The 23,695-nt window shown below is 59.7% G+C and carries 21 protein-coding genes and 1 tRNA gene; 14 read left to right on the top strand and 8 right to left on the bottom strand.

Going from position 1 to position 23,695, the window contains the following annotated elements:
• The first annotated feature begins 54 nt into the window (after positions 1-54).
• Positions 55-1,986, top strand: a complete 1,932-nt coding sequence (ftsH, locus tag AB8B33_RS18635; RefSeq protein WP_310383415.1) for an ATP-dependent zinc metalloprotease FtsH — start codon at positions 55-57, stop codon at positions 1,984-1,986.
• A 232-nt stretch (positions 1,987-2,218) separates the two neighbouring features.
• The gene (gene glmM, locus AB8B33_RS18630) at positions 2,219-3,571 is read left to right on the top strand and encodes a phosphoglucosamine mutase (protein ID WP_439016474.1); all 1,353 of its coding nucleotides are present in this window, start codon (positions 2,219-2,221) and stop codon (positions 3,569-3,571) included.
• 43 nt (positions 3,572-3,614) lie between these two features.
• Here the strand turns inward: glmM and AB8B33_RS18625 are convergent, their stop codons facing one another.
• Entirely contained in the window at positions 3,615-4,229 is a 615-nt protein-coding gene (locus tag AB8B33_RS18625) for a class I SAM-dependent DNA methyltransferase (protein WP_439016473.1), read from the bottom strand.
• 322 nt (positions 4,230-4,551) lie between these two features.
• On the opposite strand from AB8B33_RS18625, the gene AB8B33_RS18620 reads away from it, so the two are divergent.
• Complete coding sequence (locus tag AB8B33_RS18620) at positions 4,552-5,397, top strand: outer membrane protein (RefSeq protein WP_439016472.1); 846 nt, start codon at positions 4,552-4,554, stop codon at positions 5,395-5,397.
• A 52-nt stretch (positions 5,398-5,449) separates the two neighbouring features.
• On the opposite strand, the gene AB8B33_RS18615 is transcribed toward AB8B33_RS18620, so the two are convergent.
• Entirely contained in the window at positions 5,450-6,070 is a 621-nt protein-coding gene (locus AB8B33_RS18615) for a TetR/AcrR family transcriptional regulator (RefSeq protein ID WP_113323789.1), read from the bottom strand.
• A gap of 93 nt (positions 6,071-6,163) precedes the next feature.
• Here AB8B33_RS18615 and AB8B33_RS18610 point away from each other — a divergent pair, with 93 nt between their 5' ends.
• From AB8B33_RS18610 to serA, 3 genes are all read left to right on the top strand, one after another.
• Positions 6,164-6,778 carry an NAD(P)H-dependent oxidoreductase gene (locus AB8B33_RS18610; RefSeq protein WP_439016471.1) on the top strand — a complete coding sequence of 205 codons (615 nt, stop codon included), beginning with the start codon at positions 6,164-6,166 and terminating at the stop codon, positions 6,776-6,778.
• A gap of 139 nt (positions 6,779-6,917) precedes the next feature.
• The gene (locus AB8B33_RS18605; protein ID WP_439016470.1) at positions 6,918-8,096 is read left to right on the top strand and encodes a phosphoserine transaminase; all 1,179 of its coding nucleotides are present in this window, start codon (positions 6,918-6,920) and stop codon (positions 8,094-8,096) included.
• A gap of 82 nt (positions 8,097-8,178) precedes the next feature.
• Positions 8,179-9,774 (top strand): phosphoglycerate dehydrogenase, encoded by a 1,596-nt coding sequence (serA, locus tag AB8B33_RS18600; protein ID WP_439016469.1) that lies wholly within the window; start codon positions 8,179-8,181, stop codon positions 9,772-9,774.
• A gap of 90 nt (positions 9,775-9,864) precedes the next feature.
• Here the strand turns inward: serA and AB8B33_RS18595 are convergent, their stop codons facing one another.
• Entirely contained in the window at positions 9,865-10,083 is a 219-nt protein-coding gene (locus AB8B33_RS18595; RefSeq protein ID WP_439017275.1) for a hypothetical protein, read from the bottom strand.
• Between the two features lie 271 nt (positions 10,084-10,354).
• Here AB8B33_RS18595 and AB8B33_RS18590 point away from each other — a divergent pair, with 271 nt between their 5' ends.
• Positions 10,355-12,436, top strand: a complete 2,082-nt coding sequence (locus AB8B33_RS18590; RefSeq protein WP_439016468.1) for a putative bifunctional diguanylate cyclase/phosphodiesterase — start codon at positions 10,355-10,357, stop codon at positions 12,434-12,436.
• Here the strand turns inward: AB8B33_RS18590 and AB8B33_RS18585 are convergent.
• On the bottom strand, positions 12,428-13,306 hold the full coding sequence (locus AB8B33_RS18585; RefSeq protein WP_439016467.1) for a LysR substrate-binding domain-containing protein: 879 nt from the start codon (positions 13,304-13,306) through the stop codon (positions 12,428-12,430). The two genes, AB8B33_RS18590 and AB8B33_RS18585, sit on opposite strands and share 9 nt — an antisense overlap.
• Positions 13,307-13,413: 107 nt before the next feature.
• On the opposite strand from AB8B33_RS18585, the gene AB8B33_RS18580 reads away from it, so the two are divergent.
• Positions 13,414-14,538 carry a TDT family transporter gene (locus AB8B33_RS18580; protein WP_113323781.1) on the top strand — a complete coding sequence of 375 codons (1,125 nt, stop codon included), beginning with the start codon at positions 13,414-13,416 and terminating at the stop codon, positions 14,536-14,538.
• A 299-nt stretch (positions 14,539-14,837) separates the two neighbouring features.
• Entirely contained in the window at positions 14,838-15,938 is a 1,101-nt protein-coding gene (locus AB8B33_RS18575; protein WP_439016466.1) for a mechanosensitive ion channel family protein, read from the top strand.
• A 2-nt stretch (positions 15,939-15,940) separates the two neighbouring features.
• Here the strand turns inward: AB8B33_RS18575 and AB8B33_RS18570 are convergent, their stop codons facing one another.
• On the bottom strand, positions 15,941-16,897 hold the full coding sequence (locus AB8B33_RS18570; protein WP_113323779.1) for a DMT family transporter: 957 nt from the start codon (positions 16,895-16,897) through the stop codon (positions 15,941-15,943).
• A 255-nt stretch (positions 16,898-17,152) separates the two neighbouring features.
• On the opposite strand from AB8B33_RS18570, the gene mnmA reads away from it, so the two are divergent.
• The 4 genes from mnmA (at position 17,153) to AB8B33_RS18550 (ending at position 19,447) form a co-directional block, all read left to right on the top strand.
• Positions 17,153-18,352: a tRNA 2-thiouridine(34) synthase MnmA gene (gene mnmA, locus AB8B33_RS18565; protein WP_037103912.1), complete on the top strand. Its 1,200-nt coding sequence runs from the start codon at positions 17,153-17,155 to the stop codon at positions 18,350-18,352.
• Positions 18,353-18,485: 133 nt separating this feature from the next.
• A tRNA-Met gene (locus tag AB8B33_RS18560) sits at positions 18,486-18,562 on the top strand.
• An 89-nt stretch (positions 18,563-18,651) separates the two neighbouring features.
• Entirely contained in the window at positions 18,652-18,903 is a 252-nt protein-coding gene (locus AB8B33_RS18555; RefSeq protein WP_007827016.1) for a hypothetical protein, read from the top strand.
• A gap of 106 nt (positions 18,904-19,009) precedes the next feature.
• Positions 19,010-19,447: a universal stress protein gene (locus AB8B33_RS18550; RefSeq protein WP_113323778.1), complete on the top strand. Its 438-nt coding sequence runs from the start codon at positions 19,010-19,012 to the stop codon at positions 19,445-19,447.
• A 4-nt stretch (positions 19,448-19,451) separates the two neighbouring features.
• On the opposite strand, the gene AB8B33_RS18545 is transcribed toward AB8B33_RS18550, so the two are convergent.
• Positions 19,452-19,640 (bottom strand): hypothetical protein, encoded by a 189-nt coding sequence (locus tag AB8B33_RS18545; RefSeq protein WP_439016465.1) that lies wholly within the window; start codon positions 19,638-19,640, stop codon positions 19,452-19,454.
• Between the two features lie 104 nt (positions 19,641-19,744).
• Positions 19,745-20,647 (bottom strand): LysR family transcriptional regulator, encoded by a 903-nt coding sequence (locus tag AB8B33_RS18540; protein ID WP_439016464.1) that lies wholly within the window; start codon positions 20,645-20,647, stop codon positions 19,745-19,747.
• A 158-nt stretch (positions 20,648-20,805) separates the two neighbouring features.
• Between AB8B33_RS18540 and AB8B33_RS18535 the strand changes: the two genes are divergently transcribed.
• Positions 20,806-21,192 carry a hypothetical protein gene (locus AB8B33_RS18535; RefSeq protein WP_439016463.1) on the top strand — a complete coding sequence of 129 codons (387 nt, stop codon included), beginning with the start codon at positions 20,806-20,808 and terminating at the stop codon, positions 21,190-21,192.
• 70 nt (positions 21,193-21,262) lie between these two features.
• Here AB8B33_RS18535 and AB8B33_RS18530 read toward each other — a convergent pair whose 3' ends face one another.
• The gene (locus AB8B33_RS18530; protein WP_439016462.1) at positions 21,263-23,650 is read right to left on the bottom strand and encodes a phosphoketolase family protein; all 2,388 of its coding nucleotides are present in this window, start codon (positions 23,648-23,650) and stop codon (positions 21,263-21,265) included.
• Between the last annotated feature and the right edge of the window lie 45 nt (positions 23,651-23,695).

Below are 23,695 nucleotides of genomic sequence, written 5' to 3'. Positions count from 1 at the left end.
AGAGACCAAATATGACGGCCGCCATGAGGCGACTGTCCAGTGCTGGGGAGTTCAATGAACCCTAACTTACGTAATTTCGCCTTGTGGGCGATCATAGCGCTTCTGCTGATCGCCCTCTTCAGTATGTTCCAGACGGCTCCGGCGCAGACGGGTTCGCGTGAAGTTCCTTATTCGCAGTTCCTGCGTGAGGTCGATGCGGGCCGCGTGAAGGATGTCGTGGTCACCGGTAACAGGCTGACCGGAACATATCTGGAGAATAACAATACCTTCCAGACCTATTCGCCTGTGATCGACGACAATCTGCTGGAGCGCCTGCAATCCAAGAACGTCGCCGTTACTGCGCGGCCGGAAACTGATGGTTCCTCCGGCTTCCTGAGCTATCTCGGAACGTTGCTGCCGATGCTCTTGATCCTCGGCGTCTGGCTGTTCTTCATGCGGCAGATGCAGGGCGGTTCGCGCGGTGCGATGGGCTTCGGCAAGTCCAAGGCCAAGCTTCTGACCGAGGCGCATGGCCGCGTGACCTTCGATGACGTTGCCGGCGTTGACGAAGCCAAACAGGACCTGGAAGAGATCGTCGAGTTCCTGCGCGACCCGCAGAAGTTCCAGCGCCTCGGCGGCAAGATCCCGCGCGGCGTGCTGCTTGTCGGCCCTCCGGGTACCGGTAAGACGCTGCTCGCCCGCTCGGTTGCCGGCGAAGCCAACGTGCCGTTCTTCACCATTTCCGGTTCGGACTTTGTTGAAATGTTCGTCGGTGTCGGTGCAAGCCGCGTCCGCGACATGTTCGAGCAGGCGAAGAAGAATGCACCCTGCATCATCTTCATCGACGAAATCGACGCGGTCGGTCGCCATCGTGGCGCCGGTCTCGGCGGCGGTAACGATGAACGCGAACAGACGCTGAACCAGCTCCTCGTCGAGATGGACGGTTTCGAAGCCAATGAAGGTATCATCCTGATCGCTGCAACCAACCGTCCTGACGTTCTCGATCCGGCGCTGCTGCGTCCGGGCCGTTTCGACCGCCAGGTCGTTGTTCCGAACCCCGACATCGTCGGCCGTGAGCGCATCCTGAAGGTTCATGCCCGCAACGTTCCGCTGGCACCGAATGTCGATCTCAAGGTTCTGGCTCGCGGTACGCCCGGTTTCTCCGGTGCGGACCTGATGAACCTCGTCAACGAAGCTGCCCTCATGGCCGCCCGCCGCAACAAGCGTGTCGTGACCATGCAGGAATTCGAAGACGCCAAGGACAAGATCATGATGGGTGCGGAGCGCCGCTCTTCGGCTATGACCGAAGCGGAAAAGAAGCTCACCGCCTATCACGAGGCCGGTCATGCCATCACCGCGCTGAACGTCGCCGTCGCCGATCCGCTGCACAAGGCAACGATCATTCCGCGTGGCCGTGCGCTCGGCATGGTCATGCAGCTTCCCGAGGGCGACCGCTACTCGATGAGCTACAAGTGGATGATTTCGCGCCTCTGCATCATGATGGGCGGCCGCGTTGCCGAAGAACTGACCTTCGGCAAGGAGAACATCACTTCGGGTGCTTCCTCCGACATCGAGCAGGCGACCAAGCTTGCCCGTGCGATGGTCACCCAATGGGGCTTCTCCGACGAGCTCGGCCAGGTTGCCTATGGCGAGAACCAGCAGGAGGTCTTCCTCGGTCATTCTGTTTCGCAGTCGAAGAACGTCTCCGAAGCGACCGCGCAGAAGATCGACAACGAAGTGCGCCGCCTGATCGACGAGGCCTATACGCAGGCTCGCACGATCCTGACGGAAAAGCATGACGAGTTCGTCGCTCTCGCCGAAGGGCTGCTCGAATACGAGACGCTGACCGGCGAAGAGATCAAGGCTCTGATCCGTGGCGAAAAGCCTGCGCGCGATCTTGGCGATGATTCGCCTCCGAGCCGCGGCTCGGCCGTGCCGAAGGCCGGTGCGCGCCCTGCTTCCAAGGGTGATGAGCCCGAGGGTGGGCTGGAACCGCAGCCTCACTGAAATTGAACAGGAATTTGCTTAAAGGGCCGGATTTCCACAGGGAATCCGGCCCTTTTAATATTAGTAACAGGATATAATCAGTTTTCTTGGTAATTTACGTGCCGGTTACGCGATTTTGTGGCATTCCGCTGACTAAAGACAAGGTTTCGGGCGCAGCACCAATCTTTGAAGCCGGATTCTTGTTTGAGGAATGCCTAAGCTTCTACGGCGCGCGGAAAGCGCAGGAGTGCATATGAAAAGACGCTATTTTGGGACGGACGGCATCCGAGGCCAAGCCAATATCTTCCCCATGACGCCGGATCTCGCGATGCGGGTCGGCATAGCTGCAGGAACGATCTTCCGTAACGGCGCCCACCGTCATCGTGTGGTGATCGGCAAGGACACGCGCCTGTCGGGATACATGCTGGAGAACGCCCTCGTGGCCGGCTTTACCGCGGCGGGACTGGACGTGTTCCTGCTCGGTCCTATTCCGACACCTGCGGTTGCCATGCTGACGCGTTCGCTGCGATGCGATATCGGCGTGATGATTTCGGCCTCGCACAATCCGTACCAAGATAACGGTATCAAGCTTTTTGGTCCGGACGGTTACAAACTCTCCGATGACATCGAAGCGCAGATCGAGGACCTGCTGGACAAGGATCTATCGGGACAGCTTGCCAGGGCTGAGGAAATCGGCCGAGCCAAGCGCGTCGATGGCGATATCTACCGCTATCTCGAACACGTCAAACGCACCTTGCCGCGCGACGTGACCTTGCAGGGCCTGCGCGTCGCGGTCGACTGCGCCAACGGTGCGGCCTACAAGGTGGCGCCTGCCGTTCTGTGGGAGCTCGGCGCCGACGTGGTGACGATCGGCAACGATCCGAACGGCACGAACATCAACCTGAATTGCGGCTCTACCAGCCCGGTCGCCCTGCAGAAGAAGGTCGACGAGGTGCGCGCCGATATTGGCATTGCGCTCGATGGCGATGCGGACCGCGTCATCATCGTCGATGAAAACGGCTCGATCGTCGATGGCGATCAGCTGATGGCCGTCATCGCCGAAAGCTGGGCAGAGAGCCAGCAGCTGCGCGGCAACGGCATCGTTGCGACTGTCATGTCCAATCTCGGCCTCGAGCGCTTCCTTGAGGACAAGGGCCTCGGACTTGCCCGCACGAAGGTCGGCGACCGTTACGTCGTCGAACATATGCGCCAGCACAATTACAATGTCGGCGGCGAGCAGTCCGGCCATATCGTGCTTTCGGATTACGGCACAACAGGCGACGGTCTCGTTGCCGCCCTGCAGATTCTGGCGGCAGTCAAGCGTACCGGCAAAACGGTCAGCGAAATCTGCCGCCGCTTCGAGCCAGTGCCGCAGCTTCTGCGCAATGTCCGCATTACCGGCGGCAAGCCGCTGGAGGATCTGCAGGTGGTCAAGGCGATTGCCGATGCGGAAGCCGAGCTTTCCAAGAATGGCCGCCTCGTCATCCGTCCCTCCGGCACCGAGCCGCTGATCCGCGTCATGGCGGAAGGCGACGACCGGGCGCAGATCGAGCGTATCGTCAACGATCTCATCGGCACGATTTCGAGCGTACGCAGCGCCGCCTGAAAGCGCCGCAAAAAGGATTGAAAGCCGGCCTCGTGCCGGCTTTTTATTGGCGTTGCGCGAGCCAGACCGTGTGATTGCCGCAGGCCGGGTCTTCAGCCTTGTGGGCGACGACTGTAAAGCCGTGTTCGGTGAGCAGGGCGCGATATTCATCCGGGCTGAGGCTGCTGTGATAAAGTGGTTCACCGACGAAAACGCCCATAGCTTCGCCATGTGCCGGTCCGCTGGTGAACATCAGCGCCGTTCCCGGCTCCGAATGCGCACGAAACAACGAGAACATGCGCCGCTGATTCTCGAAGGGCAGGTGGAAGAAACTGTCCCAGGCAATCAGCCCATCGAAACTTCTGCCAAGCGAGAGGCGGCGCATATCTGCGACCTGCCAGTCGGAGTTTGGAAAGCGCGTCCGGCACATGTCGATCAGGCTGGGTGAGGAATCGATGCCGGTCACTGCGTGGCCGCTTTCGATGAAATGACGCGCGAGAGGCTCGCCGGAACCGCAGCCGATATCGAGGATTGACCCGCCTTGCGGGATCAGTGCGGTGAAGCGATCCAGCCAGCTCCGTTCAAAAAGGGTCTTGCCGCGGCTTGTATCCCAGACTTTGGCATGCCGTTCGTAGAGATCGGTAATGGTATCGGCGGCCTGCCTGTTGCTGTTCTGCATACGCTTGCTGATCCTCTGTGGAAAAATCTTCGATTTGTCTTTAGCGGTTCGATCCCGGAGGATCATGTGGGGTGATGCGGTTTATCCGTCCTTGCTCATCCGTCGTTCGCAAGCGTGAAAGTTCGCCGGGCTTTTTATTCGTCGTCTTCCCGATTCGGGAAGTCGAGACGGGCAGATTACTTTTCGAAACATGTTCTGGCGTGAATATTCGCATTACTTCTTATGGTTAAGCAGCTTTTAACGTTTCCGATTCATTATCCATAAAAAGCATATCCGTTTTGGCGGCCTGCAACGCGCCGACGCAACCGACTGGGGTGAATCCATGAAACGAACTTTGTCCGGTATCTTCGCCGCGCTGTTGATCGCGTCGAATGCCTATTCTGCCGATCTTGCTCCGGTCGAACCCATTCCGGAACAGCCCCCGGAAGTCGCCGTCAGCGAATCGACCGGCTGGTATCTGCGCGGTGATGTCGGCTACGCCTTCACCGACCTGCGCGGCGCGAAGTTCTTTCAGGGCAGCAATGCTCTCGAAGCCGATTTCGACGATGCGGACCTTGATGATGCCTGGACGGTTGGCGGCGGTGTCGGCTACCAGATCAACAGCTATCTGCGCACCGACCTGACCTTCGACTATCTCACCAAGTCTGACTTCCGTGGTTCGACGGTCGGCGGCGGCGCTGACTTCGGTGCCTGCGTGATCGCATGTACGTCGAGAGACGTATCGTCGATGACGGCCTACACGCTGCTCGCCAACGCCTATGTGGATCTCGGCACCTACGCCTACTTCACGCCTTATGTCGGCGCTGGTATCGGCGGTTCCTACGTCAAGTGGAAGGACCTCCACAACGTCGCCTGCGCCGATGATGGCACCGGTTGCGATGATGAAGTCGTCCATGGCGGTCGCGGCGGCTGGCGCTTCAGCTACGCCCTCATGGCCGGCGCCTCGATCGACGTGACCTGCAACGTCAAGGCCGATGTCGGCTACCGCTATCTGCATATCGATGGCGGCAACATGTTCGGCTACAACGAAAACGGCGGCCCGGGTCGCGACCGTGGCGTCAACGTCCACGAAGCCCGTATCGGCGCGCGCTATCTCTTCGGCGGCTGCGCTCAGCCGGTTGCCTACGAACCGCCGGAAATTCCGCTGCAGCAGCCGGTCTACAAGTAAGCCATAGCTTCAAGGATTATCGAAAGCCGCCCGCAAGGGCGGCTTTTTCGTTTCAGCTGACGTTTCTGGCGACCATTGCCAGAATGATTTCGAAAAGTTCGCTTTCAGCCTGGCTGGCACTGATCTCGCCGGTTGCCGCAGCATAGGAGAGAGTTTCCGCAGCGCCGAGCATTGCCCAAAGGCTGGCTGACGCGATTGTCCCTGCACCAACGAAGGGAGTAAGCACGGATCTGCACTGGTCCATAAAAACCACCTGACACTTGTGCTTGACCTTTTCCAGCTCCGGAGAACTTGCCAAAGCGGCGATGACGTCAGGAATTTCGCGCCCCTGTGTGAGAACGCAATCGATAAAGGCGACCGCCATGACCTTGGCCTTGTCGCTCAGTGCAGGTCCGCTTTCGCGAAGTGCAGTTTCCATCTGCGCCGTCTGCCGATCGTCGAATTCGCGGTAGAGTTCCGCAAGCAATCCCGGCCGCGTGCCGAAGTGATCATAGACGACAGGCTTTGCCACGCCGGCTTGTTCGGCGAGGCGCCCCAGCGTCAGCGCGTCCGTTCCTTCCTCCCTGATCAATCGCCACGAGACATCCAGGAGCTGGCGATGGCGTTCTTCTCTCGAAAGCCGGCGACGGGGGCGAGGAAGAGCGTCGATGTGGTCTTTGTCGGTGCTTGACATCTTAACCTACGAAAAGTAACTTACTAAAAGTAGCTTACGAAAAGTATATAAGCGATTGGCTTTGCTCGCAATCGCCTATCAGGAGGTTTCGACATGCATGCACTCATCGTTCTCGCTCATCCCGATTTCGGCTCTCTCAGTCATGGCGTCGCCGCGGGAATTGCCGAAGGTATAACGGCTTCCGATGCCGGCAACTCCTTCGAGATCGCAGACCTGACGGAAGAGGCTTTCGATCCCAGATTTAACGAGGCCGATATTGCGGCTCATCGCCGGAAAGCCGCGGCACCTGCCGATGTCGCCGCCGAGCAGGCAAGGATCGATCGCGCCGAGGCGCTCGTATTGGTCTATCCTGTCTATTGGTGGTCCATGCCGGCTTTGATGAAGGGCTGGATCGATCGCGTCTTTGCTAATGGCTGGGCCTATGACGACACGTCCGGCAAGGTTGTGAAAAAGCTTAGGCATCTGCCCGTCCATCTCGTCGGCATAGGCGGTGCGGATGCTCGCACCTATGAGCGGCACGGTTATTTCAGCGCCATCAAGACGCAGATCGACCATGGCATTTTCGACTATTGCGGTGCTCCTGTGGTGACGTCGGAACTGCTTCTCGACTCGGATGCAGGAAATGGTGCCGCGCATATTGAGATGGCGCGCCGCATTGGCAGCGATATCTTCAACGCAGGCCATCGCGCCGCCAGCGGCGCGGTTTAACCCGAGATGTGATCGCCGCTGCGGCAAAATAGCCTCCAGAAACGACATCTCCCGCTTGACTATGACGGGCTTCACCCATAAACACGGCGGCGGGACACTCCTCCCCAACGAGGAGCCATCTATCTGGAAGGGTAGCAATATGGCAAATACCGCAAAGCCGGACGTGCGTCCGCAAAACACTCATTTTTCTTCTGGCCCCTGCGCGAAACGTCCTGGTTGGACGCTCGAAGCTCTTTCCGATGCGGCCCTTGGCCGTTCGCACCGTGCGAAAGTCGGCAAGGCCAAGCTGAAGCAGGCGATCGATCTCACCCGCGAAATTCTGGAAGTGCCCGCGGATTACCGTATCGGCATCGTGCCGGCTTCCGATACCGGCGCCGTCGAGATGGCGCTCTGGTCGCTGCTCGGTGAGCGTGGCGTTGATATGGTCGCCTGGGAAAGCTTCGGCGCCGGCTGGGTTACCGATGTCGTCAAGCAGCTGAAGCTCAAGGACGTTCGCAAGATCGAAGCCGGTTATGGCGAACTTCCCGACCTTTCCACTGTCGATTTCGACCGTGACGTGGTCTTCACGTGGAACGGCACGACCTCGGGCGTTCGTGTTCCGAATGCCGATTTCATCCCTGATGACCGTAAGGGCCTGACGATCTGCGATGCGACCTCGGCCGCCTTCGCGCAGAACCTCGATTTCGCCAAGCTGGATGTCGTCACCTTCTCCTGGCAGAAGGTTCTGGGCGGCGAGGGTGCGCATGGCATCCTCATCCTGTCGCCGCGTGCGGTCGAGCGTCTGGTTTCCTACCAGCCGGCATGGCCGCTGCCGAAGATCTTCCGCCTGACTTCGGGCGGCAAGCTGATCGAAGGCATTTTCCAGGGCGAGACGATCAACACGCCGTCGATGCTCTGCGTCGAGGACTATATCGATGCGCTTCTCTGGGCCAAGCAGCTCGGCGGTCTCAAGGCTTTGATCGGCCGCGCTGACGCCAATGCAAAGGCTATTGCCGATTTCGTCGCCGCAAACGACTGGATCGCCAATCTGGCTGTCAAGCCGGAGACCGAATCCAACACCTCGATCTGCCTGAAGATCGTCGACAAGGATGTGGCTGCTCTCGATGCCGATGGTCAGGCGAATTTCGCCAAGGGTCTCGTCGCTATCCTCGAAAAGGAAGGCGTCGCTTACGACATCGGCGCTTACCGTGACGCTCCGTCCGGCCTGCGCATCTGGGCTGGTGCCACGATCGAGACCGCTGACATGCAGAAGCTGATGCCTTGGCTTTCCTGGGCCTTTGAAACCCAGAAAGCAGCGCTTTCCCAGGCTGCTGCCTGACGTGATCGCATCCGGCTCCGCCTGATAGCGGAGCCCCGCATTCCGAATTCATTCATCGCTGAACTCTTAGAAGGAGGCCCTCATGGCACCTCGCGTTCTCGTATCCGACGAACTGTCGGAAACCGCCGTCCAGATTTTTCGCGATCGCGGCGTCGAAGTCGATTTCCAGCCGCAGCTCGGCAAGGACAAGGACAAGCTGTTCGAAGTCATCGGCAACTATGATGGTCTCGCCATCCGTTCCGCCACGAAGGTGACGGAGAAGATCATCGAAGCGGCCAAGAACCTCAAGGTCGTCGGCCGTGCCGGTATCGGCGTCGACAATGTCGATATCCCGGCCGCATCGCGCCGCGGTATCATCGTCATGAACACGCCCTTCGGCAACTCGATCACGACGGCTGAACATGCGATCGCCCTGATGTTTGCGGTTGCCCGCCAGCTTCCGGCTGCCGATACCTCCACGCAGGCCGGCAAGTGGGAGAAGTCGAAGTTCATGGGTGTCGAAATCACCGGCAAGACGCTCGGTGTCATCGGCGCCGGCAACATCGGCTCCATCGTCTGTGCGCGCGCCATTGGCCTGAAAATGCATGTCATTGCCTATGACCCGTTCCTGTCCAAGGAGCGCGCCGAGGAGATGGGCGTCACCAAGGTCGAGCTCGACGAACTGCTCGCCCAGGCCGATTTCATCACGCTGCATGTGCCCATGACCGACAGGACGCGCGGCATCCTGAACAAGGAAGCGCTTGCCAAGACCAAGCCCGGCGTTCGCATCATCAACTGCGCCCGCGGCGGTCTCGTCGATGAGGCAGCCCTTGCCGATGCCATCAAGTCCGGCCATGTCGCCGGTGCCGCCTTTGACGTCTTCGAAGTCGAACCCGCCAAGGAAAGCCCGCTCTTTGGGCTGCCGAACGTCGTCTGCACGCCGCATCTCGGCGCCTCGACCACCGAAGCGCAGGAAAACGTCGCTCTGCAGGTTGCCGAGCAGATGGCGGACTACCTCGTCAAGGGTGCGGTTTCGAACGCCATCAACATGCCGTCGATTACCGCTGAAGAAGCGCCGATCTTGAAGCCGTTCATCAAGCTTGCCGATGTTCTCGGCGCCTTCGTCGGTCAGGTCACGGAAGAGCCGATCAAGGAAATCGAAATCCTTTATGATGGCGTCACGGTCAACATGAACACCCGCGCACTGACGTCTGCGGTTCTCGCCGGTCTGATCCGTTCGCAGGTGGCCGACGTCAACATGGTTTCGGCACCGATCATGATCAAGGAAAAGGGTGTTATCCTTTCCGAGGTCAAGCGCGACAAGTCGGGCGTCTTCGACGGCTACATCAAGCTGACGGTGACCACTGAATCCATGACGCGCTCGATTGCCGGCACGGTCTTCTCCGACGGCAAGCCGCGCTTCATCCAGATCAAGGGCATCAACCTCGACGCCGATGTCGGCAGCCACATGATCTACATCGCCAATACCGACGTTCCCGGCATGATCGGCTTCATCGGCACGACGCTTGGTGCTGCCGGCGTCAATATCGCCAACTTCCAGCTCGGCCGCGACAAACAGGGGGGCGATGCTATTGCTCTGCTCTATGTTGACGCCGCGGTTGACGACGTCGTTCTAGGCAAACTGACGGCCAATGCTGCGATCCGCCAGGCAAAGCTACTGGCCTTCAACGTCGACTGAGTTTTCCTCCCAAGGAAAGACATGAAAAACCGGCCCGGTCTCTGGGCCGGTTTTTTACATGGTTCAGTGCATGTCGTTAGTAACCTGTGATCAGTGGCGGGTGGCGTTGGTGTCGTGATGCAGGAAAGTGTCTCTGCTCGCGTCGAAAACCCTGAAGAATTCGTCCCAGGAAATGTTCTCGACAGAGCTTTCCTGCCTGCTGAAATCAACGCCGACCAGGCCGCTTTTCATCCGGGCGGGATGGCCGCCGCGTGCTTCGATCCATTTCCGGATCTTATCATGATCTGTTATTGCGGGTGTGCCCATCATCGCCTCCCTGCCGATGGGTTGTATTTTCAATCGAAGATAACTCTTTGGAAATGATTTGGTTCCGCCCGACAATCAGCCACGTGGCCGAGCCCTTGGCTTGGCCGGCCACTGAAATTTTCAACTGGGCCGCGAAATGGCTGGTTCGAGAAACTTTCACTGCTTATTTTAAGGGCGTGCGCTCAAAGTTTAGGCCTCTTATGATTGTGATTTTATTTAGCTTTCTCGGCTATACCACTTTCAATATTGGTTCCAATTTTGCGTGAATTTCTCAATGGCCTCGTTTCAGACGATATCCGGGCAGTCCGAAGCTCTTGTTGATGATTTCCGTTCGCTGTTTACGACGCATCCCTCTCCAATGTGGGTCTACGATCCGGATACGCTCCGCTTCCTGATCGTCAATGATGCGGCGCTCATGCTCTATGGCTACAGCGCAGAGGACTATCAGGGCATGACCGTGCTCGATATCCGCCCAGCTGCCGAGCGCGAGCGGATGCTCAGCGCCGTTCATGACCGCACCGATATGGAGAAGGCCGAGCGCTGGACGCATCTGAAGGCCAATGGCGAGGCCATCGAGGTTCTGACCTACGGCCGGGAAGTGCGCTTCGAAGGAAGGGCTGCGATCCTGGCGATCGTGCAGGACCGTACCGAGGTGAATGCCGCGCAGCGCCAGATCACCGATACACGTTCGCTGCTGGACAGCATCGTCGACAACCTGCCTGTCGGCGTCTTCGTGAAGGATATGGAAGAGGATGGCCGCTACATCCTGCTGAACGAGGCGTGCGGCGAGATCATGGGCTTTCACAACGGCGACGTGGTTGGAAGAGCGGACCGGGATTTCTTCCCCTTTGAGCAGACCGCTATCTTTCGCGAACAGGATCACGAGGCGTTCACCGCCGGTGCGACGATCAGCTTTGAGGAGACGATGGAGCGGGCAGACGGTGGCAAGCGCATTCTTCGCACAGTCAAGCGTGCCCTGCCGGCGCCTGAGGGGAAAAAGCCACGCTATCTGCTGGGCATCTCTCACGACGTGACAGAAGAGCGCGCAGTGGAGGCGAAGCTTGCGCATCTTGCCATGCATGACTCGCTGACGCGCTTGCCGAACCGCGCCGCGTTCTCCAAGCATATCCGTAAGCAGGCCATTACCGCTTCTATCGAAAAGCCGGTAGCGTTGCTCTACATCGACGTCGACCACTTCAAGACGATCAATGACAGCAAGGGCCATGCCGCCGGCGATGCGCTTCTCTGCCAAGTGGCGGAGCGTTTGCTGGCGCTTGCCAATGAGAACGATCTCGTGGCGCGTCTCGGTGGCGATGAATTCGCGGTCGTGCTGCAGCTTGTCGAGCCCGACCGGGCAGAGCGTTTTGCCGATCTGCTACTCAAGTCGCTTGCCAGGGCTTTTGATCTCGACGGCACGCGGGAGCATGTCACCTGCAGCATCGGCATTGCGCTGGCACCTGTCGATGCCGGCGAAGCTGATGTGCTGATGCGCCATGCCGATCTTGCGCTCTATGGCGCCAAGGAAAGCGGCCGCTCGACCTATCGTTTCTATGAGCCTGCGATGCGGCTCGAGGCCGAGCGTCGCCATCATCTGACCGGCGAACTGCGTAGTGCGCTGGAACACGGGCAGTTCGAGCTTTACTATCAGCCCATCGTCCAGCTCGAGGATGATGGAATCGGCGGCTTCGAAGCACTGATCCGCTGGCGGCATCCGGTGCGTGGTCTTGTGCCGCCGATGGATTTCATTCCGCTGGCGGAGGAGACGGGGCTAATTATTCCGATCGGCGACTGGGTGCTGCGGGAGGCCTGCCGTACGGCGGCTTCCTGGCCGGGCCATCTGAAGATCGCGGTCAATCTTTCCGTCAGCCAGTTCCGCCATACAAGCCTGCTTTCCAGCGTTGTTGGCGCGCTTGATGAGGCGGGTCTGCGTCCCGAACGGCTGGAAATCGAAATAACTGAATCCGTCTTCCTGGCCGATGTGGCGCAGAGCCTGCCGCTGCTTCGGGCGTTGAAGGAACTCGGTGTGCGCATCGCGATCGACGATTTCGGCACGGGCTATTCGTCGCTCAGCTATCTGCGCGCCTTCACCTTCGACAAGATCAAGCTCGACCGCAGCTTCGTGTCCGGCATCGAGACCGATCCCGGCAATCTGGCCATCGTGCGGGCCGTGGCCGGCATCGGCTCTGGCTTCAATGCGGTTACGCTCGCCGAAGGTATCGAGACCGAGGAGCAGTTGCAGCAACTGCGGGCCGAAGGGTTTGGCGAGGTGCAGGGCTATCTTCTCGGCAGACCCATGCCGCAGCATGAGGCCGAGGCACTGATCTACGGACGCCAACTCAAGAAGGCATCAGCCTGAGATCATCGCATCGAAAGCGTCGGCCGCCTTGCTGCGATAGCGCTCCTCATGGCGCAGCAAGAAGAAAGGACGGGGCAGGGGCGGCACATTCACTTCGGTGAGAAGACCGTTGCGCAGCTTCATGGAAACCACGCTCCGCGACATCAGCGTCGCGCCAATACCAGCTTCGACGACGCCGACGAGCGGCTCGTTTTCCGGCAGCACCATCGCCACATCAAGCGCATCGATATCGAGGCCCGCCCTTTGCAGAAGGCTTTCGAAGGCGAGGCGGGTGCCGGACCCCTGTTCGCGCAGGACCCATTGCGTCTGAGAAAAATCGGTCGGGGCGCGTGATTTGCCGTCAGCCCATGGGTGGTTGGGAGCAACGACGACGATCATCTCGTCCAAGGCGACCTGCCTTGCCGAAACGCCGCGCCTGTCGCTCGGCCACTCGATGAGGCCCACTTCCACCTCGCCATTGGCAACGGCGTCAGACACTTCAGCAGTGTTGCCGATGCGGATTACCAGTTCGATGCCGGGATAATTTCGGCGGAACGCGGCAAGTCGCGGCGACAGCCAATAGCCGCCGATCGTCTGGCTCGCCATGATCGTGAGCACTCCATGCATGAGGCCGGAGAGGTCCATCAGGGCGGCCTCCGCCGCCTTTGCGCTGGTCAGTACGGCCTGTGCTTCCTTCAGGAATAACTGGCCGGTCCGGTTCAGCACGATCGAACGGCCAACCCGGTCGAAGAGGGTGACGCCGTGTCGTGTCTCCAATGCGGTGATTGCGGCGCTGACGGCCGACTGGGTCATGTTCAGGTGAGCTGCCGCCTTCGTGATGTGCTGACGCGCTGCCACCTCTACGAATATTCTCAGCTGCTCCAGTGTCATGTCGCCTCCATTAATCATTCGATTTTATCGAACGAAATGATAAAGATAAATCGTTGGAAGCGATTATTTGATGCCGGTATGAAAGCGGTCAACGAAAGGAATTCGCCATGACCGCGCTGCATCTATCTCCTTCTGTCCCGACTGTTCGCTTGCGGACGCATGTCCTGCGCCACTTCACGCCGAACTGGTTTGCGACGACAATGGGGACCGGCATCCTTGCCGTCTGCTTCGGTCAGTTTCCGGATTTGCCGACAGTCCACGCAGCAGGCGAGATGCTGTGGCTCGCGAATATCGGCCTGTTTGCAACGTTGACCTGCATCTATGCCGGAAAGTGGCTGCTGTATCCCGGTGCTGCACTCAGGGCATTCGACCATCCCGTCGTTTCGATGTTCTTCGGCTGCATTCCGATGGGCCTTGCGACCATCGTCAACGGTTTCTTGATCTTCGGACCGGGCCTTTTAGGTGAGGCAAGCGTCTCTATCGCGGCGGAGCTGTGGTGGTTGGATGCAGCGCTGGCTGTTCTGGCGGGTCTTGCCATTCCACTGGTCATGTTCACACGGCAGCATCATGCAATCGAGCATATGAGCGCCGTCTGGCTGCTGCCGATCGTTGCCTCTGAGGTCGCAGCTGCAAGCGGCGGATTATTGGTGCCGCATCTTGCCGAAGGCGCGCAGCTTCCGGTGCTTTTTGCGAGCTTCGTGCTCTGGTCCTGCTCAGTGCCGCTGGCGCTCGGCATTCTCGTCATCCTCTTCCTGCGCCTGGCTCTGCACAAGCTGCCGCACGCCAGCATGGCAGCGACGAGCTTCCTTGCCCTCGGTCCCGTTGGCACCGGCGCACTCGGCCTTGCTCTGTTTTCCACCAATAGCGGGCAAGCTCTTGCAGCCGGCGGCCTTGGTGCGTTGGCTCCAGCGATTTCGGGTACGGCTTTGCTTGGTGCTGTCCTGCTGTGGGGCTATGGCCTCTGGTGGCTTGGTCTGGCGGTCGCCATCACCATCAACCACCTGCGGCAGGGCTTGCCCTTCAATCTCGGCTGGTGGGGTTACACCTTCCCGATCGGCGTCTATGCCGTCGCGACGCTGCGGCTTGCCGGTATCTTTCCGTTGCCGGCGCTGACAGGGTTCGGGGAGGTTCTGATCGCAACCCTTGCCGCAATTTGGGTCGTCGTCGCCATCCGCACGAGTTGCGGCGCCTATAATGGTTCGCTCTTTGTCGATCCGAGCCTGGAGAGTTGATCGCTTGGCGCTTACACAACTGCCTCAATCATTCGTTATTTTGAGAATGCCAGTCAGCATTGCATACTCTCGGCGGGGCTGAAAAAGGAGGATGCACATGAAACGCTACACGCTTTCGATGATCGGTCTGGCGCTCGTGACTGCCATCATCGCCAATCCGGGCATCGCACTTGCCTGCAACAAACTGATCGGCACCTGAGCCGATATCACCCATCCTTTTCTTAAAGGCGCAGCTCCGGCTGCGCCTTTTTTGATGCCTTTCCCTTTTCCATGCTGCGTTGCACCCTAACTGTGCCCGCATGACGGAGTTTCTGGACGATATCCGCGCAGAAGGCGTCTGGCTGCCGGCCTGGCTTGCAAGCGCCATCATCTTCGCCGCGGTCACCTCAGTTACGCTTTTTGCGCATCGCATTCTCTTCCGCCTGCTGACGCGGCTGGTTGAAAGCAAGGATCTTTTCTGGCGTTCGCTCGTCTCGCGCCTGAAGCGTGTCGTGCGGCTTGCAATGCTGGTGGCCGGCCTTTCCTTTGGGGCGACGGTCGCGCCGCTGACGGACATGCAGTCGGCAACCGTTCGTCACATCCTGCTCATTTTCTTCATCGTGCTCGTCGCCTGGATGGCCAGGATCGTCAAACATATCTGGATGACGGTCTATCTCAGGCGCTTCAAGCTCGATGCCGAGGATAATCTTCTGGCACGCAAGCACGTGACCCAGACGCGTATCATGGAGCGCGTCGCCGATCTGCTGATCGTCGTCGTGGCGATATCGGCCTGCATGATGACTTTCGATGCGGTCCGGCAATATGGTGTCAGCCTGCTCGCCTCCGCCGGTGTGGCGGGTATCGTCGTCGGTCTCGCGCTCCAGCCTGTGCTGAAAAACCTGTTTGCCGGCATTCAGCTCGCCATCACGCAGCCGATCCGCATCGACGATGCGCTGCTGGTAGAAGGCGAGTGGGGCAGGGTGGAAGAGATCACCTCGACCTACGTTGTCGTGCAATTGTGGGATTGGCGGCGGATGATCCTGCCGCTCAGCTACTTCATCGAGAACCCGTTCCAGAATTGGACGCGCGAAAGCTCGGCGCTGATCGGCACTGTCATGATTTATCTCGATTACAGCGTGCCCGTCGCCGCCATCCGAAAGAAGGTCGAGGAGATCGCGCAGGGCTCGAAGCTCTGGGATCGCCATGTGGTCAATATCGCGGTGACCGATTTCCGCGAAGCGGTGATGGAAATCCGCATTATCGTATCGGCATCGAATTCCGGCCGCACCTTTGATCTGCGCTGCGAGGTTCGCGAGAAGCTGATCGATTTCATCCAGCGCGAATATCCGGCATCCTTGCCGCGCATGCGGGCAGTGATGAGCGAGCCACCCGCTCGAGACCGGCGCGAGGCGGCAGAATAGATCTACCGCATCGGCGCTTCTGCTTCGCCTTCCACCGGCGTCGTAGCGATCTGGGATTGCGCATCACCGGAGGCGACGGCTGCGGGCAGAGGCACCTGGCGCTTGCGTTCGCGGATCAGCGTCAGGAGGCCTGAGCAGATGATGAGCACGATGCCGAGAGCCATAGGCAGGTCGACGCTGTCGTTGAAGAACAAATAACCGAAGGCGATTGCCCAGATCATCTGGCTATATTGCGGTGTCGCGACCAGCGTTGCCGGGGCGAGGCGGGCTGCCGTCATCAGCATGACGTTGCCGGCGGCACCAAGCAGGCCGTAGCTTGCGAGAAACAACCATTGCTGCGGCGTTGGCACGACCACTTGCGACAGCATGAGCAGGCCGCTGACGATGAGCGTGCCGAGCAGCGAGGCGCCATAAAGCGAGAGGCGCTTTTCGGCCGGGCCGAGCTTGCGCAGGATGACGATGGCAATGGCTGCCGCGATCGCTCCAATAGTCGCAGCCAGATGGCCGACGGACAGTTCGCGGAAACCCGGCCTGAGAACCACGAGCACCCCCAGGAAGCCGACGATGACGGCGGCCCAGCGCTGCCAGCGCACGTCTTCCTTCAGGAAGATCACCGAGAGGATGGTGACGAAGGAGGGCAGCAGGAAGAGCAGGCAGAAGGCTTCTGCCATCGGCAGCTTGGTGAAGGTGATGATGGAGGCGATTGCGCCGGTTGCACCGGCGGCAAAGCGCACCAGCCAGAGCGGCCGGTTCGTCGTCCTGAAAATGTCCAGCCATGAATCGCCTGGCCCCTTGATGAAGGGCAGGGCTGCCAGGCTGAGGATCGCACCCGTAAAGGCGACCTGGAAGGAAGGAACCGTGCCGTGCAGGGCCTTGATGGACGCATCGCTGAAGGCAAAGACGGCGTAGGCCGCAAATGCGACAAGGACGCCACGAAGCGTGGTGGAGGCGGCGGTCATTTATCCGAATCTTTTAAGAGGTGGGTCATTTCATCTACGTGATGAAATACGGCCTATCAAAGGTCGATTGCGAATAGCTGCAATGCGTGACCCGCGCATGACGCTGCCGGAAACGGGCCCTTGCGCGGAGACGCAATAGTTTCTATATCCGTCACCCATGCAAGCTGGCGGCCGATCCCGCCGGAACACAGGAAATCCGCCACATTCCGACGTGAGAAAAGGCGGATCGAACAGCACAGAATTTGGCAGTACTCCGTGAACACACTGGATTTTGACAAGAAGCCGGAAGACACCCGTGTCGTCGTCGCCATGTCTGGCGGCGTTGACAGCTCCGTCGTGGCCGGGCTTCTCAAACGCCAGGGATATGATGTGCTTGGCATCACGCTGCAGCTTTACGATCATGGCGCTGCGGTCCACCGCGCCGGCTCCTGCTGCGCGGGCCAGGATATCGACGACGCACGCCGTGTCTGCGAGACGCTCGGTATTCCGCATTACGTGCTCGACTACGAGAAGCGGTTCCGCGAAACCGTCATCAATCCCTTTGCCGAGAGCTATGTAGCCGGCGAGACGCCGATCCCCTGCGTTGCCTGCAACCAGACGGTCAAGTTCGCCGATCTTCTGGCGACAGCCAAGGAACTCGGCGCCGATGCGCTGGCGACCGGCCATTATATTCGCTCGCGTCCGAACCCGTCCTCCTGCAATCCTGGCCGCCGCGCGCTTTATCGCCCTGCTGATGCCGACCGCGACCAGAGTTATTTCCTCTTCGCCACGACGCAGGAGCAGATCGACTATCTGCGCTTCCCGCTCGGCGGTCTGCCAAAGTCGGAAACCCGCCGACTGGCCGAAGAGATGGGCCTTGTTGTCGCCAAGAAGGCCGACAGCCAGGACATCTGTTTTGTGCCGCAGGGCAAGTATTCCGACATCATCACCAAGCTGAAGCCGAATTCGGCTTTGGCCGGTGATATCGTTCATCTCGACGGTCGCATCCTCGGCCAGCACGAGGGTATCCTGCATTACACGATCGGCCAGCGCCGCGGCATCGGCATTGCCACCGGCGAGCCGCTCTATGTCGTCTTTCTCGACGCCCGCTCGCGCCGCGTCATCGTCGGTCCGAAGGAAGCGCTGGAAACGCATCGCGTCTATCTACGCGACGTCAACTGGCTGGGTGACGAGACACTTCAGGTCGCGGCGTCAGGCGAAGGCTTTGCCTGCTACGCCAAGGTGCGCTCCACCCGCGCGCCGGCGCCTGCCGTGCTGCACATCGATGCAAGTGGCGTCTATGTCGACCTGACGGTCGGCGAGGCAGGCATTGCGCCAGGCCAGGCCTGCGCGCTCTATTCGGCACCCGGCGATGACGCCCGCGTCTTCGGCGGCGGCTTCATCGAACGTTCCGAGCGCGAGCCTGACGCAGAAGCCTCGCTGAAGGCGCTGCTTTCCAACTACGCGATGGCCTGAAACAGCGAAAACGTCACTTCGGAAAGCCCACCGTTTTTCTCCATCATATGCTTGACACAAAGCGGAAGCGCACCTTATAAGCCGCACATCCCACGGACCGGAAGCGCTTCGCGAACGGTATCGTTTGACCAGTGGCGGAGTAGCTCAGTAGGTCAGAGCAGAGGAATCATAATCCTTGTGTCGGGGGTTCAAATCCCTCCTCCGCTACCACTTGTCCCCGAAATCAAAACTATCAGTGCGCGCCTGTCGCGCAGGCGATATAATTTTGCCGGAAGACGCTTCGTCATCGGGGGTGCGTGATGAAATATGCTGTTGTCGCAATTCTTCTTCTCGCTGCTGGCTGCAGCACGACGACGGAAGACCAGCCTATCCCAGGCAGCCTGACCTATGGCGGCAAGGTTATCCATTCGCCCTATAAGCCCGGCACGGTGGTGAAGCATACTTTCCTCGGCAAATTTGGCGTTCGGCAGTTCGAACGTTATGTCGTTCAGCCTGACGGCACGCTCAAGCTTGCCTCCCGTATTGAAAGCGAAGATTTCCTCTGGAACTGAAGAGGGGTGTCAGCTTCGCCTGATGTTGACCTGCGTCAAGGCGCGGGATTACGATCACTGGTGAATTCCCTTCTTATTTGAATTCAGCCAGCAGAACGGATCTCCCATGTACAATCGCATATTGCTGCCCACCGACGGTTCGGAACTTGCCGGTCGGGGTGTCGATCATGGTCTTGCGCTTGCCAAGGCGCTCAACCTTCCCGTGACCGTTATCAGCGTCATCGTGCCGCTGACCGGTTTTGCGCTGCAAGGGATCGTGCAGGCTGAGGCGATGGACAGCTATAATGAGGGCCGCCGGAAGGAGATCGAGGATCTGGAAAAGATCATCGGGGAAAAAGCGAAGAGCGCCGGTGTCGTCGCCGACTTCGTCAGCAAGGTGCATCTTTCGCCGGCAGTCGCCATTTTGGAAACGGCAGCAGAGCGGGGCTGCGGCCTGATCGTTATTTCCTCGCATGGCCGCCGCGGGATCTCGCGGCTCATGCTCGGCAGCCAGACGTCCGAGGTCCTTTCCGAGGCAGGTATCCCGGTGCTGGTGGTAAAGTAAGCGCTTAGTTCTCCGTCAGTGCGGCGAGAGGCGCCATGCGCTCGGCAGTGTGATCTGCCGTCTTGGTGGACACTGCTCCGCTTTCCTCACCGCCGTCGTCGGCTTCGTTAGGGCTACCGGCCGTCGGTGTCATATAGAAGGCCAGCATTTCCTCCAGGCGGGAGGCAGTGAGGCTGGTGGCGAAACCCTTCATGGCTTTCCTCGGCGGTGTTTCCAGTTGTGAAATTTCATAGCCTACGTTCAGGCCGGTCTGGAACAAGGGCCGAAAGGTTGTCACCAACTTTCGAAGATCGGCATTTAGTCGCGGATAAGTTCCAGGCAGAACTCGATGAAGGCGTTGACCTTGGCCGGTACATGATGCCGGGAAGGGTGGACAGCGTAGAGGGGGAAAGTTTCGCTCGGCCAGTCCGGATAGAGCTCTACAAGGCGTCCGTCGGCAAGCAGGTCCTTGACGCTAAGGGCAAGCACCTGGGCGATGCCGGCGCCGGCAAGGCAGGCATCGAGCATGGTACCGGGGTCGCTCATCAGAAGCGATCCACGAGCGTCGAGCGGCACGATCTTCTTGCCCCTGTGCAGTTCCCATTCGAAAGTCTGGCCCGTCAGCGGATCGCGGAACTGGATGCAGGAGTGGCTGGCGATCTCGGCAGGTGTCCTCGGCGTGCCATGCTCGGCGAGATAGGCAGGTGTGGCGACCGTGAGGACGCGGGTTTCCATCAGCTTGCGGGCGATGCGCGACGAGTTCGGCTGCTGGCCGAAGCGGATGGCGATATCAATGCCGTCGGCGACGAGATCACTCATCAGGTCGCGGGTTATCAATTCGAGTTCCAGCGCCGGATAGCGGGTCATGAACCGCTTCAGATGCGGCGCCAGCACCATGCGGGAAAAGATCGGATCGACATCGACGCGCAGCCGGCCGCGCACGGTCAGAGACGCACCTGATGCAAGCGTCGCGGCCTCCTCTATCCCATCGAGATGCGGAGCGACCTGTTCGTAGAAACGGGCGCCTTCGTCCGTCAGCCGTACCGAGCGGGTGGTGCGGTCGAGCAGGCGCACGCCGACACGCGCCTCCAGCCTCGCTATGGCGCGGCTGACGCCGGAGGCTGAAAGGCCAAGCGCATCGGCTGCCCTGACGAAGCTGCCGCTTTCGACCACCGCGGCAAGCGTGCTGACACCGGAAAGCAGGCGGCCGTCGAATGCCATGGGTCACTCCTGATTTGATGTCATTGATGATGTTAAGGAAGTGCAGGCCAGTCAAGAACGTCGACACCTTATCGCTGCCCGTATGGATCCAAAAACCGGCTTGATGGAACATCTTCCCTCCAATTTGGTTTCTTCCGCACAGATTGGAGGATCAAGCGATGACCCAATATGGTGACGACAAGAACCGAATCGTGGATGAGAATACCGGCATGCCACTTGGGCAGGCATCCTATGAAGAGGAGAAAGTGCTTGCCGATGAGCGGCGTAGCGTCTCGCTCTGGGGTGTGCTCGCAGCCGGCATTCTGGTCATTCTGATCGCTGCGGTGAGCTTTGCCATCTGGCCTGGTACGACCACAGAACCGGCTTCGACCGCATCCACAACGCCCAATGCGATCACCGGGCAGCCTTCGGGTGCCGGTACTTTAGACAACAATCCGGCGACCGGCTCCATCAAGCCGCTGGAGCCGACAGATCGCAACCCGACGCCTGATGGCAGCGGGCCGACGGGCGCGACTGCACCAAGCGGCACGCAGAACGGCCAGTAACTTCGCATCACGGCTGGGGAAGGGCCGCGCGGTTTCCGCGCGGCCCTTTTCATATCAGGGAGCATCCCTTTCAGGCTGCGGGCCATTTCCAGTTGCGCACGTCCGGCATGTCTTCACCATATTCGCGGACATAGGCATGATGCTCGACGAGCTTGGCCCTCAGGCTTTCCAGCACTTCAGGCACTTTCTCCTTCAGGCCCGGAACGCGCTCGATCGCCTCGATGGCGAGGTGGAAGCGGTCGAGTTCGTTGAGCACTGTCATGTCGAAGGGCGTGGTTGTCGTGCCCTCTTCGATGAAGCCGCGCACATGGATATTGCGGTGGTTGGTGCGCTTATAGGTCAGCCGGTGGATGAGGTAGGGATAGCCGTGATAGGCGAAGATCACCGGCCTGTCCTTCGTGAAGATTGCGTCGAAGGCCTCGTCCGTCAGGCCGTGCGGATGCTGATCCTGCGATTGCAGGGCGAGAAGGTCGACCACGTTGACAGTGCGGATCTTCAGCTCCGGAGTATGCCGATGCAGCAGATCGACGGCAGCGAGCGTCTCCATGGTCGGTACGTCGCCGGCGCAGGCCATGACGACATCGGGCGCGACCGTATCGTCCTCGTGGCTCGCCCAGTTCCAAATGCCGATGCCGGTTTCGCAGTGTTTCACCGCCTCGTCCATGGTCAGCCATTGTGGCTCTGGCTGCTTGCCGGCGACGATGACGTTGATGCGGTCGTAGGTCTTCAGGCAATGATCACCGACCCAGAGCAGGGTGTTGGCGTCCGGCGGCAGGTAAATACGGACGATATCGGCCTTCTTGTTGGCGACGAGATCGACGAAGCCGGGGTCCTGATGCGAGAAGCCGTTATGGTCCTGCCGCCAGACATGCGAGGTCAAGAGATAGTTGAGCGAGGAGATCGGCTTCCTCCACTCCAGTTCGCGGGTGACCTTCAGCCACTTGGCATGCTGGTTGAACATGGAATCGATGATGTGGATGAAGGCCTCGTAGCAGGAAAACAGGCCATGCCGGCCCGTCAACAGGTAGCCCTCCAGCCATCCCTGGCAAAGATGTTCGCTCAGTACTTCCATGACGCGGCCGTCGCTGGCGAGGCTCACGTCATAGGGTTCGATCTTCTCCATCCAGACGCGATCGGTGACTTCAAAGACGCTGCCGAGACGGTTTGATTCCGTTTCGTCGGGGCCGAAGATGCGAAAGTTCGCGTTGGCTTCATTGAGCTTCATCGTGTCGCGCAGGTAATGGCCGAGGATTTCGGTGGATTGCACCATCTCAGCCCCGCGTTTCTCCATCTTTACCTCATAGGTGCGGATATTGGGCGTGATCAGCTCCTTGCGCAGCAGACCACCATTGGCGTGCGGATTGGCACCCATACGGCGTTTGCCTGAGGGGGCCAGGGCCCGTAATTCAGGCTTCAGCGCGCCCGAGGTATCGAAGAGGTCTTCGGGATCGTAACCGCGCATCCAGTCTTCGAGGATTTTCCGGTGTCCGTCGTTCTCTCGGCAATTGGAAACCGGCACCTGATGGGCGCGCCAGAAGCCCTCAACCTTCTTGCCGTCCACTTCCTTCGGGCCGGTCCAGCCCTTGGGGCTGCGCAGCACGATCATCGGCCAGCGCGGGCAGGCCTGCGGAGCCTTGCCGTCGCGTGCCTGTTTCTGAATTGCTCGAATGCGGTCGAAGATCTTGTCGAAGGTGGCGGCCATCTGCTGATGCATCTTTGCCGGCTCGTGGCCTTCGACGAAGAAGGGCTCATAACCATAGCCTTCGAACAAATGCGTCAGATCCTGGTCGCTCGCCCGGCCGAGGATGGTCGGATTGGCGATCTTGTAACCGTTGAGATGCAGGATCGGCAGGACGGCACCGTCGCGGGCGGGGTTCAGGAACTTGTTGGAATGCCAGCTTGCCGCCAGCGGCCCGGTCTCGGCTTCGCCGTCGCCGATGACGCAGGCGACGATCAAATCGGGATTATCGAAGGCTGCGCCGTAGGCATGGACGAGCGCATAGCCGAGTTCGCCGCCCTCATGGATGGAGCCGGGCGTTTCCGGCGCTGCATGGCTCGGGATGCCGCCGGGGAAGGAGAACTGGCGGAAGAGCTTGCGCATGCCGTCCTCGGTCTCGGCGATGTCGGGATAGATCTCGCTGTAGATGCCTTCGAGATAGGTATTGGCGACCATGCCCGGTCCGCCGTGGCCGGGACCGCACATATAGATGACGTCGAGGTCGCGGGCACGGATGACGCGGTTCAGATGCGCATAGATGAAGTTGAGGCCGGGCGTGGTGCCCCAGTGGCCGAGCAGGCGGGGCTTGATGTGTTCCGGCTTCAGGGGCTGGCGCAGGAGAGGATTGGACAGGAGATAGATCTGGCCGACCGAGAGATAGTTGGCGGCACGCCAGTAGCGGTCGATGAGTGTGAGTTCGGCGTCTGACAGAACTGCTGGAGTCGAGACATGCTTTTCCATGGATTTCTCCCGTTTAAACTTGTTCAACGTCAATTCTAGCGGCTG

Source organism: Rhizobium sp. 768_B6_N1_8, from assembly GCF_051811225.1.
In the GTDB taxonomy this organism is placed as follows: Bacteria; Pseudomonadota; Alphaproteobacteria; order Rhizobiales; family Rhizobiaceae; genus Rhizobium.
The sequence above is the reverse complement of the archived record's forward strand: the minus strand, read 5'-3'. Positions and strand labels throughout refer to the sequence as shown.

Excerpts from the sequence above, each read along its gene's own strand:
- ftsH (WP_310383415.1), top strand. The coding sequence starts at position 55 with ATGAACCCTAACTTACGTAATTTCGCCTTGTGGGCGATCATAGCGCTT.
- glmM (WP_439016474.1), top strand. The coding sequence starts at position 2,219 with ATGAAAAGACGCTATTTTGGGACGGACGGCATCCGAGGCCAAGCCAAT.
- AB8B33_RS18625 (WP_439016473.1), bottom strand. The coding sequence starts at position 4,229 with ATGCAGAACAGCAACAGGCAGGCCGCCGATACCATTACCGATCTCTAC.
- AB8B33_RS18620 (WP_439016472.1), top strand. The coding sequence starts at position 4,552 with ATGAAACGAACTTTGTCCGGTATCTTCGCCGCGCTGTTGATCGCGTCG.
- AB8B33_RS18615 (WP_113323789.1), bottom strand. The coding sequence starts at position 6,070 with ATGTCAAGCACCGACAAAGACCACATCGACGCTCTTCCTCGCCCCCGT.
- AB8B33_RS18610 (WP_439016471.1), top strand. The coding sequence starts at position 6,164 with ATGCATGCACTCATCGTTCTCGCTCATCCCGATTTCGGCTCTCTCAGT.
- AB8B33_RS18605 (WP_439016470.1), top strand. The coding sequence starts at position 6,918 with ATGGCAAATACCGCAAAGCCGGACGTGCGTCCGCAAAACACTCATTTT.
- serA (WP_439016469.1), top strand. The coding sequence starts at position 8,179 with ATGGCACCTCGCGTTCTCGTATCCGACGAACTGTCGGAAACCGCCGTC.
- AB8B33_RS18595 (WP_439017275.1), bottom strand. The coding sequence starts at position 10,083 with ATGATGGGCACACCCGCAATAACAGATCATGATAAGATCCGGAAATGG.
- AB8B33_RS18590 (WP_439016468.1), top strand. The coding sequence starts at position 10,355 with ATGGCCTCGTTTCAGACGATATCCGGGCAGTCCGAAGCTCTTGTTGAT.
- AB8B33_RS18585 (WP_439016467.1), bottom strand. The coding sequence starts at position 13,306 with ATGACACTGGAGCAGCTGAGAATATTCGTAGAGGTGGCAGCGCGTCAG.
- AB8B33_RS18580 (WP_113323781.1), top strand. The coding sequence starts at position 13,414 with ATGACCGCGCTGCATCTATCTCCTTCTGTCCCGACTGTTCGCTTGCGG.
- AB8B33_RS18575 (WP_439016466.1), top strand. The coding sequence starts at position 14,838 with ATGACGGAGTTTCTGGACGATATCCGCGCAGAAGGCGTCTGGCTGCCG.
- AB8B33_RS18570 (WP_113323779.1), bottom strand. The coding sequence starts at position 16,897 with ATGACCGCCGCCTCCACCACGCTTCGTGGCGTCCTTGTCGCATTTGCG.
- AB8B33_RS18555 (WP_007827016.1), top strand. The coding sequence starts at position 18,652 with ATGAAATATGCTGTTGTCGCAATTCTTCTTCTCGCTGCTGGCTGCAGC.
- AB8B33_RS18550 (WP_113323778.1), top strand. The coding sequence starts at position 19,010 with ATGTACAATCGCATATTGCTGCCCACCGACGGTTCGGAACTTGCCGGT.
- AB8B33_RS18545 (WP_439016465.1), bottom strand. The coding sequence starts at position 19,640 with ATGAAGGGTTTCGCCACCAGCCTCACTGCCTCCCGCCTGGAGGAAATG.
- AB8B33_RS18540 (WP_439016464.1), bottom strand. The coding sequence starts at position 20,647 with ATGGCATTCGACGGCCGCCTGCTTTCCGGTGTCAGCACGCTTGCCGCG.
- AB8B33_RS18535 (WP_439016463.1), top strand. The coding sequence starts at position 20,806 with ATGACCCAATATGGTGACGACAAGAACCGAATCGTGGATGAGAATACC.
- AB8B33_RS18530 (WP_439016462.1), bottom strand. The coding sequence starts at position 23,650 with ATGGAAAAGCATGTCTCGACTCCAGCAGTTCTGTCAGACGCCGAACTC.